Annotated in this window: 3 protein-coding genes; all 3 read left to right on the top strand. The window is 30.3% G+C overall.

Annotated elements, in window-relative coordinates; translation table 4 throughout:
- Nucleotides 1–49: 49 nt before the first annotated feature.
- The 3 genes from rpoB (at nt 50) to milA (ending at nt 16,282) form a co-directional block, all read left to right on the top strand.
- The gene (rpoB, locus tag MBOVPG45_RS03510; protein WP_013456481.1) at nt 50–3,685 is read left to right on the top strand and encodes a DNA-directed RNA polymerase subunit beta; all 3,636 of its coding nucleotides are present in this window, start codon (nt 50–52) and stop codon (nt 3,683–3,685) included.
- On the top strand, nt 3,678–8,114 hold the full coding sequence (rpoC, locus tag MBOVPG45_RS03505) for a DNA-directed RNA polymerase subunit beta' (RefSeq protein WP_013456331.1): 4,437 nt from the start codon (nt 3,678–3,680) through the stop codon (nt 8,112–8,114). Before rpoB ends, rpoC begins: the two co-directional genes overlap by 8 nt.
- A 155-nt stretch (nt 8,115–8,269) precedes the next feature.
- Entirely contained in the window at nt 8,270–16,282 is an 8,013-nt protein-coding gene (gene milA, locus MBOVPG45_RS03500; protein WP_013456221.1) for a multifunctional lipase MilA, read from the top strand.
- Nucleotides 16,283–16,375: the final 93 nt, after the last annotated feature.

The raw sequence follows: 16,375 nt of genomic DNA, 5'->3' as shown, positions 1-16,375 counted from the left end.
TTTTTTACTACTTTATCTGTTTTTAAAAGTTAGAGGGAGTATTATCAATATGTCAACATTAACACATGATAAATATCAAAATAAATACCCATACAAAGTTAGAAAATTTGGTCCAATGACTGAGCGTCGTGACTATTCAGCAACAAAAGTTACTTGAGAAGTTCCTGACTTTTTAAATATGTCAAAAGAGTCATTTGAATGATTCAAAAAGAGTGGAATTGAAGAAATTTTAAGGGAACATTACCCAATTGTTTCTAGCAACAAAAAAGTTTCTTTAGAATACATTCTTAATTCTGCAAGATTAGAAGTGCCACCTAAGGAATATGATGCAATTATCGAAGCAAAAGCGAAAGGTATTAACTATGCAGCTAAGCTTTTTGCTAAGTTTAAGGTAACATCTGACAAAGGTGTTGTTAAAGATGACGAAGTTTTACTTGGCGAAATTCCACTTATGAACTCTGGTGGAAGTTTTATTATTAATGGAAGCGAAAAAGTTATAGTTAGTCAGTTAATTCGTTCGCCTAGTGCATACTTTGGTTGTGGTGTGCGTAACAAGCAATCTGATGACTTGTTTAACAAGTTAGAAATTTTGCCTAGATTAGGTTCATGAGTTGAAATTTCACACAAAGTTACAACTAAAAATCCTGATTCAGTAAAAATTAAGATTGATAAAAACAAGAACATAAATCTTGCAGTATTTTTGGGTGCTTTAGGTCTTAATGAACAAAACATTCATGATCTTTTTGGTAATTCTCCTGAATTAGAAGAAACACTACTTAGAGATAAAAGTCTTAAATCTAGCGAAGATCCTATGACAGTTATCCAAAACTGTAGAGAAATCTTGTTTAGAACTATCCGTAGAGGCGATCTGATGACTGAAACATCAGCAGCTAATCTTTTGCCATCGCTTTTATTTAACAAAAAACGTTATAGTCTTGGCGCCACTGGTAGATACAAACTTAACAAAAAGCTAAGTTTAATAGACCGTATCACTGAGACATATTTAGGTCAAGACTTAGAAATTAAAGATGAAAACGGCGAGCAATTATTCTTAGAAAAGGGAACTTTTATTGAACATAAGTTAGCTTTACTTATTCAAAACAACTTCAATAATGGAACATTAAAAACAACAGAAATTGAAGGCATTAATCCTGAAATTCTTTATGCAAAACTTTATACAGATCCAGCTTATCCATATTTAAAGAAGTCAAATAAAGTCACAAAACTTTTAGTTTTTGCTAATAGAAAGAAAATGGACAAAGGTCTTTCAACACTAGTTATTGGAAATGATCCTAAATGCGATGCACAACACTTAATTGCATCAGATATTATTGCTGCAATTAATTACTATTTCAATCTATTAGAAGGAATTGGACAAGATGATGATGCCGATTCTATGATTAATAAAAGAATAGTTTCAGTTGGCGAATTGATGCAAAATCAATTGAATGTTGGACTTTCAAAATTGGAAAAAACCACTAGAGAAAGAATGTCAGCTAAAGAGCCTGAAAAGATTACTCCTAAAAATATTACAAATAACAAACTGGTTTCAAACCAAATGAAAACATTCTTCAATAGCTCAAAATTGTCTCAATTTATGGATCAAATTAATGCTTTGGCTGAAATTTCAAACGAAAGACGTATTACTTCTTTAGGCCCTGGTGGTCTTAATCGTGATACTGCACAATTCGAAGTTCGTGACGTGCACGCTACTCATTATGGAAGAATTTGTCCTATTGAAACTCCTGAAGGGCCAAACATTGGTCTTATTCTTAACCTTGCAACTTATGCTAGTGTTAATGAATATGGTTTTTTACAAACTCCATATTTTAAAGTTGAAAACTCAGTAGTTGACTATGACAATGTAGTTTATTTAACAGCTGCTGACGAATTTGGATACAACATTGCTCAATCAACAGCAACTGTTGATGATAATAATAGATTAATAGATGAAACACTCACAATTAGAAAAAATTACACATATATTTTAGGTAAACCTAGTGATGTTGATTTAATTGAAGTTTCATCAAGACAAATGGTTTCAGTTGCTGCTGGATGTATTCCATTTTTAGAAAATGATGATGCTAACCGTGCACTTATGGGTTCGAACATGCAACGTCAAGCAGTTCCACTTTTAGAAACTGAAGCAGCTTTTGTAGCTACTGGTAATGAGGCAGATATTGCTAAATTTTCAGCCGCTAACTTCAGAGCAAGACAAGAGGGAAAAGTTGAATATGTTGATGGCGCCAAAATTAAAATTAGGAATAATAAAGGCACATTAGATACATATAATTTAAAAAACTTCCAACGTTCAAATCAAGATACAGTTATTCACCAAAAACCTATTATTAAAGTTGGTCAAGAAGTTGCTAAAGGCGATTTATTAGTTGATGGGTCAAGCTTCAAGGATGGGGAACTTGCTTTAGGTAAGAACCTTCTAGTTGCTTTTTCAACATATAAAGGCTATAACTATGAAGATGCTATTGTTTTAAACGAAAGATTAGCTAAAAAAGATGTTCTTACATCAATTCATATTGAAGAACAAACTATTCAATTTAGAACTAGCAAAGCCGGTGCTGATGAATTAACTAGAGACATTCCAAACGTATCTAAGTATGCTATTAGACACTTAGATGAACATGGTATTGTTTTAGTTGGTTCTGAAGTTATTCCAGGAGATGTTTTAGTTGGACGTGTTTCACCTAAAGGCGATGATAACCCATCTAGAGAAGAAAAGTTACTTGCTGCAATTTTGGGCCAAAGACAACTAAATGTTAAAGATACTTCACTTAAAGTTAAAAATGGCCACAATGGAACAGTTATTGGTGTCGAAATTCTAAGTAGAGAAAACAAAGACTTACTTGAAGATGGCATTGATATGATTGTCAAGGTTTCTATCGCTGTAAAACGTAAAATTCGTGTAGGTGACAAGATGTCTGGACGTCACGGTAACAAAGGTGTTGTTTCAGTTATTCTTCCTGAAGAAGATATGCCACACTTAGAAGATGGAACACCAATTGATGTTATGCTTAATCCTCAAGGTGTGCCTTCACGTATGAACATTGGTCAAGTCTTAGAAGTTCATTTAGGTATGGCCGCTAGAAGTTTAGGATGCAAATTTGTTACTCCTGTGTTTGATGGTGTTAAAAAAGAAGCTATACAAGATGTTATTTCAGAAGCTGGCTTGCCTTTATCAGGAAAACAAACATTAATAGACCCTATTACTGGGGAAAAATTTGACAATCCTGTGTCAGTTGGTGTTATGTATATGTTCAAACTTAACCACATGGTTGATGACAAAATGCATGCACGTAGTGTTGGCCCATATTCACTTATTACTCAACAACCACTTGGTGGAAAGAGCCAAAATGGTGGTCAAAGATTTGGTGAAATGGAAACCTGAGCTATTGAATCATATGGTGCAGCTAATGTGTTGCAAGAAATTCTTACATACAAGTCTGATGACATTGTAGGACGTAACCAACTATATACATCACTAGTTACTGGCAAGGATTTACCAACTCCAGGAATTCCTGAATCATTTAACGTATTAAACTATGAATTAAATGGATTGGGAATGAAATTAGATATTACGACTGCAAATAACGAAGAAGATGATGAAGAAGCCCAACAGTACTTTGACATAAGCAATTCAGTTGGTAATGAGGGAGACTATAATGAATAGTTTTAATAAGAAAATAGCAAAAGAAATTAAAAAAATTAAAATATCATTAGCGGCTCAAGACGATGTTAAAAATTGATCATGTGGTGAAGTAACAAAACCTGAAACAATTAACTATAAGAGCTATAAACCAGAGCGTGATGGTTTATTTGATGAACTTATTTTTGGTCCTACAACTGACTTTAAATGTCCTATTTGCGGCACTAAGTATAAGAAAAGTGATGAAAACACAATTTGTGAAAAGACACCAATGTGTCAAAAATATCAACCTGTTATTTTACCTAAAATGGTTAGAAGAAGCAGAATGGGTCACATTCATTTAGAAAACCCTGTTGTGCACTTTTGATTTTTTAAGATCGACCACTCAATTATTTCTAAGTTATTAGGTTTAAGAATAGCAAATTCAAATAAGACTGTTTCAAAGGGTGATTTGGAAAAATTAATTTACTATAAGAGTCACATTGTTTTAGAAGATGGTGGTCTTAAGAAACTTCAAAAGAATGCTATTATTGATATTTCAGATGCTGCTATTATCTATGCAGATGCTTTAGAAGAACTTAAAGAAAGATTTGAAAAAGATACTGAAGAGTATGAAATAATTAGCGAAGCATTAGCTGAATTAGAATCGTATGCAGTTTCACAAACTGGTCAAGATTATGGTATTGACTTCTATGAATACAATGAAATTATTCATGGATTTTCTAAGGCTAAAATTTCAACTGGTTCTAAGGCTATTGAATACTTATTAGAAAATATAGATCTAAAAGCTGAGGCTGAATTTATTGAAGGTGAAATTGAAAAAATCAATCAACACTTTGACAGCAATCCTACTGCATCAATAAAAGCACAAGAAAGATCTAAACTATACAAACGTTTAGCCGTAGTTAACGCTTTTATTCACTCAGGGCAAGATCCTAAATCAATGCTTATTTATGATCTTCCAGTAATTCCTGCTGATTTGCGTCCATTAGTACAATTAGATGGCGGTCGTCATTCAACTAGTGATGTCAACGAACTTTATCGTCGTATTATTATTAGAAATAATCGTTTGAAAAAATGGGAAGAAACTGATGCTCCTATGCTTATTAAGCAAAATGAATTTAGAATGATTCAAGAAGCTGTTGATGCTTTAATTGATAATTCTAGAAAGAAACCTGCACCAGTTACTTCAAAAGATAATCGCCCACTTAAGTCAATTAGTGACACACTAACTGGTAAAAAAGGTAGATTTAGACAAAACCTTCTAGGTAAGCGTGTTGATTATTCTGGTCGTTCAGTTATTGTTGTTGGACCTGAATTAAAAATGCATCAAGTTGGTGTGCCACGTGAAATGGCCGCTAAATTGTTTGAACCTTGAATTATTAAAGAATTAATTAATGGTGATAGCCACATAAATTCAATTAAAGCTGGTAAAAAAGCAATTGAAAACTTAGACCCAATTATCTGACCTTATGTTGAAAAAGCTATTGAAGGTAAGGTTGTGCTTTTAAACCGTGCCCCTACACTCCACCGTTTATCTATTCAAGCATATGAACCTGTGCTTATCCGTGGTAAAGCAATTAAACTTCACCCACTTTCATGTACCCCATTTAATGCTGACTTCGATGGTGACCAAATGGCTATCCACGTGCCTATTAGCGATGAAGCTGTGCGTGAAGCAAGAGAGCTAATGTTAGCTTCAAAAAACATTTTAGGGCCTAAAGATGGTGAACCTATTATTAACCCTGCACAAGATATTATCCTTGGTCTTTACTACCTAACAATGGAAAAATCTGTCGCTATTGATGGTGACAAAGTTGTTGGTGAAGGTAAGTTCTTCTCTACATATGATGAAATGTTATTAGCATATGAAAACAAATTAGTTTCACTTCATGCTCGTGTGGCATTGCCAATTAATGAAATTAACAAGAAAAGGCTTAATTATTCACCTGAAAATAAATACATAATTTCAACTGTGGGTAAGTTTATTTTTAATAGAGCCTTTCCTGAAAGTTTTGAATTTGTTTTTGGTAAACATGTCGAATATGTCAATAAAACAGATGCAAACGGCGAAGTTAAGTTAAGTGAAAAAGAAGTAGTTTACACTTCAAACAATAAGAATCAGCTAGAGCAGTTCCTACTTCCTTATGGCCAAAATTTCGCTGAAGTTATTGCAAAAATGCCACTTAATTTACCATTAAGTAAAAAGGACGTGGCTAAAATTGTACGTAGAGTTTATGACAAATATGTTGCTATAGTAACAAAGAGCGATGTTGCAAGCGTTATAAACCAAATCAACGCAAATGATATAAGTCAAATTTTTGATTTATGTGCTGAATTAAAGGACTTTAACGGCAAGCAAATTGACGTTAACCATGTTGAAATATTAGAAAAAATTATTGTTGAAGAATATAAGATTATCTCTCAAGAAATAATACTAAGAGAAAGAACTGAAGAACCTATTTGAACAGTTAATGATTACACAAAATTGTTAGAAATTGTTTGATTTAAATATACTAACGTTGTTGCTAATGTTTTGGATAACATTAAAGAATTAGGTTACAAATTCTCAACAATTTCAGGAACTACAATTTCAATTAGTGACGTTATTACTCACCAAGATACTAAGAGCAGAATTGCTGAAGGCGATAAATACATCGAGCTATTAAAAGATTATTTTGATCAAGGTTTAATGACTGATGACGAAAGATATAATGCAACAATTGCTAAGTGAGCTGCTATTAAGGATGATATTGAAAAAGACCTTAAGAAACTAACTAAGCTTTATCCTGATAACTCATTATTTATGATGTTTAACTCTGGAGCTCGTGGTAACTCAAGTAACTTCGTGCAATTAGCTGGTATGCGTGGACTTATGAACAACAACACAAAGGTGTTAAAAGCCGATGCTGAAAACGAACGTGTTGTTCGTTCAACTGTTGAAATTCCAGTTAAGTCATCTTTCCTAAATGGTCTTACTGCTTATGAATTCTATTCATCAACTCACGGTGCTCGTAAAGGTTTAACTGATACAGCGCTTAACACAGCTAAATCTGGTTATTTAACTAGAAGATTAGTTGACGTTGCTCAAGGAATTACAGTAAGAGAAGAAGACTGTGGAACTGACTATGGCTTCCAAGTTAAAGACATTTTAGACACTAAAACCAATACTGTTATTGAAGGTTTATATGACAGAATTGAAGGAAGATTTACTAATAAAGCAATTTATGGTAAAGACGGACAATTAATAGTTGACGCTGGCGTGCTAATTACTCCTGAAATTGCAACTGAAATTATTGAAAACGAAATTAAGAAAGTTGAAATCCGTTCAGTTCTTTCATGTTATACACCTAATGGTGTATGTAAGAAGTGCTATGGTAAGGACTTAGCGCTTAACCGTGTAGTTAACATCGGTGAAGCAGTTGGTGTTATTGCGGCTCAATCAATAGGTGAACCAGGTACACAGCTAACTATGCGTACATTCCATACTGGTGGGGTTGCTGGTGTTGAAGATATCACTGGCGGTTTTGGTAGATTAATTGAATTAATTGATGCCTATGATTCACCATGAGGCCGTCCAGCTGTTATTTCTAATTATTATGGTCGCATAACTGATATTAAACGTATTAAAGAAGGCTCTGAATCGGTTGAATATGATGTTATTACTCAAGAGTATAAAACTCGTGATGGCAAAGTAAATTCAGTTGAGTATAAAACTAGAGCTGGCAGAAAAGTAAGAGTAAAAGTTAATGATAAAGTTAGACCAGGGCAAAAGATCGTTGAAGGTCCAATTGTGCTTAACAATTTATTAAGAGTTGGTGATACACGTTTGGTGCAAAATTACATTCTTAAAGAAGTGCAAAAACTATACCGTTTACAAGGTATTACCATTAGTGACAAATATATTGAAATAATTATTCGTCAAATGCTTTCTAAGATTTTAATTACTGACTCAGGTGATTCAGAATTCTTTAATGGTTCATTAGTAGATATCCATGTTTATCAAAAGGAAAGTGCTCGTTTAATTTCAGAAGGTAAAAAGCCACCTTTTGGTGAAGTAAAAATTAAAGGAGCTAAACAAATTCCATTATTATCTGATTCATTCTTGGCTGCTGCTTCATATCAAGAAACTCCAAAGATTTTAGTTAATGCATCTATTAAGGCACAAGTTGACAGACTTAAAGGGCTAAAGGAAAACATTATCCTAGGTCATAAAATACCTGCTGGAACTAACTCTAACTTTGAAGAAAACGGAAAATATGACTTACGTAACCCAAAATCATATTTTGCAGATAAATATGATCCGGATATTAAAACTGTTAAGTTCGTGGCTGATGAAAATGAAATATTAAGCATGGAAAACAGAGTTGAAATTCAACACATTTTTGATGAATTTCAGTCTGAAGCATTTGCTTCAAATATGATTGAATTTACAGACGAATCTGACAATTAAAAGTTAATTAAAAGCCAAGCAACAGGCTTGGTTTTTCTTTTAAACCTATTAAATAGGCTCATTAGTAAAGCCTTTTAAGTTTATAAAAGTTATATATTGTTTCATATTTCTTTATAATTTAATGAAATCCGTTCTTAATCTTAGGAGGTTTTATTATGAAACTCAAGCTTAAACCTATTATTATCACTAGTGTTGTAACATTTTCTGCTACAGTTGCTTTAGCTGTTGGCCTTTCTTATATCCCTTTTGGAGATAAAAAGATTGAAGCTTCGGGAAGCAAGCGTTTTCAAGATGTGGTTCATAGCGCACCTGGGCTACCTGTTACTACTGAAAATAATGATTCTATTAAAGATGTGAAAAGTGACAATAAAACTCCTTTAGATTTAAGAGCGTCAAGCCCCAACATTATTAAAGAGTCAGAAAAAGTTAAATATGTTGCATTAGGTGATTCTATATCAGCCGGTTTTGACTCACAATTAGATCAAGATTACCCAGGTAATTATGATAAAGAAAAAAACGAAGTAACTGGTATTTCATTCCCTACCTATTTAGCTTCATTTATTAAAAATTCAAATGCCGATAATTCTAAATTAGAATCATATACAAACTATGCATCTTCAGGCACGACCTTAGAAGATTGAAAATTTTTACTTACTGTTGATGATTCTAAATTAAAGCAATTAGCAGAAAATGATAAGAATAAGCTAGCTTATTATAAGTCTAAATTTGGCAAAGACATAATTAAAAAGGCCAAAGAAGTAAGAGAAGAATTGCAAAAGGCTAATTTGGTAACTATAACTTTGGCTGCCAATGACTTTATGGAATTAGTTGCTAAAAAACTAAAAAATCCTGAATTTATAAAGCAGATACAAAATATCAAAGCCAATCCAACTAATGCAATAGCTGGAGTTAGTTCAGCATTTCAAGACACATTCAAAGAAATGAAGAAAAGAATAGATGACTTTTCTGCTGAGTTAAAAAAACATGTAAAGACTGAAAATGTCAATTTTATAGGCTACCCACTGCCACTTCCACATTTATTTGTTTTATTAGATGGCTATTTATTTAAGAATAATGGATCATCATTAATTGTTAGTCAAATGGCTGTTGATGCACTAAATAAAAATATTCAGTCACAAGTTACTAAAAATAAATTTAATTTTATTAATCCATATGATTTTTCATTCTGAACAGATAATTCTAATATAAACAAATTGTCTCCTACATTATTTGATATTCACCCTGGCAGTTTTGGCTACAAAAAAATGGCACAGGATGTGTTTATTAAGCTTATTGTTCCTGAAAGAAACAGCGATAAATTAAATGAGAATGGCATAAAGTGAGATAACAAGTACATTTTTACTGATAAAGATTCATTTACAACTCAATTAGAGTTTGCTAACAAATATGAGACAGTTAAAAAAGTTTTAACCGATGATATTAATGGAAATCTCTTTAAAGAAGACGAAATATTCAAAAAGTTTAGCGATAAAAGAAAAAATAAATGAGAATGATACAAGAAAAGAGTTTTAAACAGCTCATTAGTTAAAAACATATTAAATGGCGCTATTGATTCATTAATTCAATTTCCCACAATAAAGGAAGCCGATCTCAGTAGCAGATTAAGTAATTTTTTTACGAAAAACAATAATGAAAATCTAAACAAATTAAAAAAATGGTTAGAGGAATCAGAATTTGTTCCTAAATTCTTGCTTAAATCTGAGCTTGAGTTTCAAGAAACTTATTGAAATAAAGACAAAAAGTCAAGTAGCGAGAGAGCCAAACTTTTCGATTTAATAAACATTTTCAAGAATAATCTACTAAATGAAGCTAATTTAATTTCATTAATTGCTTCATTCTTTAGTTCTGACTTAATTCAAAAAGAAAAAGAAGAATTAAAAGAAATAATAGCGGAATTTGCACAGAATTTAATTATTAAAAATGTTGATGAAAAAATGTTGTCTGATGCTATAAATAAAGCAATTGGGAATAACTCATCAAAGGCTTTTAAAACTGAAAATCTTGCTAAATTGATTAAATCAGTTTTAAGCAGTAAGAGCATTAAAAAAACAATCGGAGAATTATTCATTAACCTTGCAAATAATTCTAAGATTTATGGACAAGCTAAATCAGTTGCAGAATTATTGCAAAAAGTTCTTAAAGATAGCCATATTCAAAAAATAATCAGTGATTTAGCTTCTAGTCTTTTTGATGAGCTTTCAAAAGAAGGCGCTTTAAACAAAGAATTCACAAATTTTGTGTTTGAAATAGTTAAATCAAATAATGAGCTATTCAAAGATATTGATGAATCTTCACTAAAAGAACTTTTATCCAAAAATATTAAAGGTATAGGCGCTTTAGACAAAGAGTTTAAAATTTCAGAAACATTTATAAACTCATTATCAGTTCAATTGCAAGATGGCAAAATTTCTGATTTTAATTTTGCTAATGTTTTAGCACAAACATTAAGCAAACTAAGTAAAAATTTTGAAGGCGAAAATTTAGATATCGCATTAATTAAAATTTTCAAAATTATTGCAAACTTAGATCTAAAAGCAAATAAGGCAACTCTTGAAAAAATTCTTACTAATTCATTAAATTACTTTAATAAAAATAGTGATTTATCAAAATTGATAGCACAAAAAATATATCAAACATCTGAAAACAAGCTCAGTGATGTTATTTCTAATGAAAAAATGATTTCGTTGTTCGACAAAATTTTCAAAAGTTCTGAGTTTTCAAAAGCAGCAAGTTCATTAATTACCGCTCTTGCTGATATTGATAAAAATGAATTAGAAAAAGTTAAAACTGCATCAGAATTAGTTAGATTAGTTCTAACCAAAACATCTATTTTAAAGGACAATTCAGAAGTTATTAATCTTGTAAAAAAGGTACTTTCATTAGATGAAACAAAAGAATTAGTTTCAAATTTAATTGCTAAATATGTGCCAGAATTAAAAGATGTAATTAACTCTGAATCTGCAAATTTATTTATTACAAAATTATTATCAAACAGCGATTTTCAATGAATTTTAGAAGATTTTTTAGTTAAAGGGATATTTGGAAGTTCAAATGATTTATCTAACTTCAGTTTTGAAAAGGCACTCAAGTCTTGAGTGGCAGATTCAAATCATAATTCAGCTATTGTTGAAAAGTTTGGAAGTTTAGTTAAATCATTAGTTAAGGACGAAAAATCATTAGAGTTTATAAGCAATATTATATATAGTCAATTATCTAAACTAAATGGAATGACTAGCAATGTTTCAAAAGATGATTTTGCTAAATTATTCAGTAATATCTCAGATGCATTAATTGACGAAAAAGATTTTGAAACAGTTTCAAAAGACATTTTTAAGAAAATGCTTGATGGCATTTCAAAAGACGGATTTAAACTTAACTTAAGTGAATTCTTTACTAATATTTTTAAAGCAAATGGCCAAAAGCTTGACTTCAGTAACCCTAACAACTTCTTATTCAAAATATTTAAAACAGTTTCTAAATCTGACGGGATACAAGAAACTAAAAATACTACACAAAAATTATTGATTAATGCATTTAAATTCGCAAAACAATCACAAGAGTTAAAAGATAAAATTTCTAACTTAATTTTCAAAAATACCCATAAAACAGGCAATTTGGTTAAATTAGAAGATGTTCAAAGTTTTGTAAGCGCTATTTTTAATTCAAATGAATTTGAAGTTTTATTTAGTGACCTTGTACAAAGCTTAATAAGCATTGACAAAATTGAATGAGATAAAATTAATTCGTTTAATGATTTAGTTCAATATGTATTTGTTAAATTTGTTAATGTTAAAAACACAAGTTTAGGTCAAAGAGCTAATGAATTAGTTAAATCACTGCTTAATAATGAAAGTATTAAGAAATTAATATCTAAAATTTCATTAAGTATGCTAAAGGGTTATCCAGAAATAACTAAAGGCATTAATGATTCTGAACTTGAAAGCCTATTTAATAGTGCTATTGGCAAATATAATGAACTTGATAGAGTGTTCAAATTTGAAAATATTTATGAATCATTATTAAGATATTTAGGTTCGCATATTGGTAATGTTGATTTAGATGAATTATCTGAATTGTTAAAAAGTAAATTCAACAGAATTTTTGAAAATAAATCAATTGAAAATACTATTTTAGACTTAGTTAAAGCAATAACTAAGGATAATTTTGTACACAATCACAAAGAAGTGTTAGCAAAATTAATTTCAAACATTTTTGATTTTGCAGAAAGCAAAAAGTTCATTTCAGATTCAATTGCTAATGAAATAATCAAAGCTAGTGGAAAAAGTGAAATTGAAAAACTTATTTCAAAAGACGAACTATCTTCATTAGTAAACAAATTATTAAAAGATCAATCATTTAAAGATTTGCTTGATTCAGCAATTAAAAATTTGGCAGATTCTGACACTGTATCTATTCAAAACATAAGCACTATTAAAGAACTTATAGATTTATTAGCAAATAAGATTATAAATAGCAGTGATTTTAATTTTGTTAAGCAAATTACTAAAACATTAGTTAATAGTAATGAGTTCACTAAATTAATTAGAAATGCATCAAAAGAATTTTTTGAGTTTTCAGATGATGACATTAAAACTTTATTTAACTTAATAATTGATAGTCAAGAAATGAATGATTTTGCCAAAGATTTCTTAACTAAGGGCATTTTCTCTAAAGACATTAAACTTAATGATTTAGCAAGTCTTGATTTAATAATTAAAAACTGATTAAAAGATAACAAAAATAATTCGGAATTAGCAAGCAAGTTAGAAAAATTCTTTATTTCTGTAGTTCAAAAAGATGAAGTTGCTTCAATTTTCGCTAAGGCTTCATATAATTCTGCCAAAAAATATGGTGAAGTTTTTGAAAATATAACATTAGATGAATTTACTAAATTCATAAAAGATTTATTTGGGGTATTGCCTGAAGTAAGCAAAAAATTAAAAGTTAGAGAATATTTTGTTGAAGAACTGTTTAATGAACTAAGTAAGAATGGCACAAAAGCCAATTTAGGCCAAGTGTTTAACAATTATGTTAAGAAATTGAGCACTAGCTTCAGTGACAAGGACTGAGACAAAAACCTACTTGAATTGATTAAGGTTGTTAACTCTAAAGCACTTATTAAAAACAATAAAGAAATGCTTAGAAAGTTGATTGATAACACTATTTCTAAGGTGTTTACAAATGATAACTTTAGTAGAGATTTAGGTAACAAAATATTTAAGTCATCTGAAAAAATTAAAACTTTTGCTACTGAAAATGACTTTATAAACCTAATTCAAAAGTCATTCAAGAACGATAATTTCAAAAAGCTATTTAAGTCATTAACTGACGAACTACTTTCAATGAACAATAGCGATCTAAAAATGGCTAGCTCAGTAAAATCATTATTAGACAAAGCAGTTAAGTCTTTAGTTGACAAAAAAGCGACAACAGAATTGATTAATTTTGCTAAAGATTTTATTAATTTTGATGAAACAGGAAATATATTAAAAAACCTATTAAATTCTCTTGGTGGAAAAAAAGGCAATGTTGATATTAGTTTAGATAACGTAAAAGAACTTGTGAATTATCTAGCTAATGATAAGGATTTACAAGAGTTATCATTATCATTACTAACAAATGGCTTTTTCTCGGATAAAATGAGCTTCATTGATTTCAATGACTATGATAAGTTAATCAAAACTTGATTAAGTAATTCGGATGTAAGAAGCAAAGCAGTTAAAAATGTTAAAAACATCTTAAATAGAGCATTTGCAAAAAACTCTATTAGATACACATATGCAACTATGATTTACAAATTAATGAAGAATGAACAGACACTAGTAAAAGACATTAATGAAAAAGACCTAATAGCCCTTATAAGCGATTCTCTTCAAAACTATGACAAAGTAAACAAAGTCTTAGAACTTGATGAATGATTCTTCTCAGGTGTTTTTGATGAATTAGCAAAGAATGGCTCAAAAATAGACAGTCAAGCTATTGAAAAGCTAGCACAGGAAAATTTAAAAGATAAATTTAGCTCCCAAAATTGGGAAAAAACTGCAATTGATTTAATTAAATCACTTGCAACAACTCAAATTGTTCTTAATCATGAAGGTACAATCGGCCAATTTGTAGCGAACATATTTAATTATGCTTTTGATGCAAAAGATGCTGGTTCAATGATATATGATCAGCTAATTAAGTCATTTGGCACTGACAAATTAACTCAATTTATTTCAAAAGATGAGTTCAGTACTTTATTCAAGTCAATTTTTGTCAAAAATCACAAAGTTATTGCTTCTATAATGCGAAATGTAACATTAACAATGAAGCAAGATTTTTATAAATATCACAATGCTAAATCAATTGCTGATGTTCTTAAAATATATTTAGATAGCCAGGATAAAATTTATCTAATTTCTAAAGACTTTTCAGTCTTGCTTGAAAGCTTTTTGAAAGAAGAAACTGTCAAAAATCTTATTCAAAAATTACTCAGTACACAACTAAGCCACTATAAAATTGATGCAAATAGTGAGCAAAACAAAGCATTCTTCAAGGATTTATTGGATGAATTGCCTTCATTAATTCATGACTTGCACATTATTCCAAATGTGCTAAATGGTATGAGTAACGGATTAAATAAACATAAATCATTGACTGATTTATTTGCTGATATATTACAACTTACAGCCAAATCTATAAACTTTGAAGACTTTATTTTTGTACAGAGAATTTTAAACTCTTCAACATTAGAAAAGCATTCACAAGTCTTAGGTGAGAATATAAAGAAAATTGCTGAGGGCGCAACTACAGATGATACCTTAGTAAACAAATTTATTGATGATTTTGGTCTTTCTAAGTTATTAACATCAAAGGGAATCTCTGATCATGATGCTAAAGATTTCTTTAAATTAATGCTTAAATCTGGTAACACAAAAGGCGCATTAGACTTATTTATAGGTGAATTATTCAAAAATGTAAGTAAATTAAAAGATGTTAATTCATGGCCAAAACTAATTTCAACATTATTTAATTCTGTTAATGAGAAAAAAGCCAAAGAACACATTAAGAAGTGAATTGTAGATGTTGTTAACGCAAGAGACAGCAAACTATTTAATGTGATGGCAAAAATAACAATAGATTCGCTAAATAAAGAAGGCTATACAATTCCTGTTGATGAAGAATCAGAGAAATTAAGTAAGTTCTTAGAGTCTATTTCAAAGGCAATAGTTGGCCAAAACAGCAATGAAACAGGCGTAAACGGTCCAATTCTTGAAATATTTAATGATGTTATAGATAGCATATTTAAAACTCTTAAAGAATTAAAAGATTCTGATGATGTCCTTACAAAAATTGCAGAAGCAGTTAAAAATGGTGCCTTAAAGTTCATAAGCGATGGAGATACTATTTCAATTGCTAAGGTATTTGATAACATTCCTAAGTTTGAAAAACTTTTAGAAAAAGTAGATCCTAAATCATATGCTGACTTTATCAATGTTATGTTTAAATATGCACCTTCAGATGAAAATAAAGGCCTATTTAATGCAATATTCAACTCAGATAAATCGAAAGGCAATACATCTTTAGGGGCTCGTGGCTTCTGAGGAGTTATAAGAGGTAAGGTTCAACAGTTAATTTCTGCATTTGTTTCGCCATTAATGAAGAATTATATTGATGAGCTATTAAAATCTGAAAAGGTCTATAAAACAGCACAAGAAGTAAAAGAAAATGTTGAAGGATATCAAGCAGTTTGAAGAGTCTATGCTTCATTAGCTGCAATGTTATATTCAAACACACCTAGTGGCTTGTTCTGGAATGCAACTAATTTAACTTCTGAAGCATTTTTAAGGGAAGGTTTTAGAAGAGCATTTCAAGAGGCAATAAAAAATAAGGACCTAACTAAATATAAAGATAACTATGCAGCTATAGGACTAATTAATGCTAAAGATGTAAATGACAAATTTTGAGCAGGTGTTTCTGGTCTACGTCATAGTTCAATTAGTTATTGACTAAGAGACCATTATTATGCACGTGATTATGTGTTGATTTATATCTATTACAAAGACTCTAAAGACACAAAATATAACGGACAAAAAACCAAAAAGCAAGTTCTTATTGAAGATCTAAAAAAAGGTTTTATGCCAGTTGACCCACAACCTAAATAATTTATTTTTAAAATTCAGTTTACAAGAACAAAATTTATTCAATGACAAATTGTTTCCAGCAATGTAAAAAAGTATTTTGCAAGGCAGTACAAT

The sequence above is a fragment of the Mycoplasmopsis bovis PG45 genome, assembly GCF_000183385.1.
Lineage (GTDB): Bacteria > Bacillota_I > Bacilli_A > Mycoplasmatales > Metamycoplasmataceae > Mycoplasmopsis > Mycoplasmopsis bovis.
This window is presented reverse-complemented; position numbering and strand designations above follow the sequence as displayed.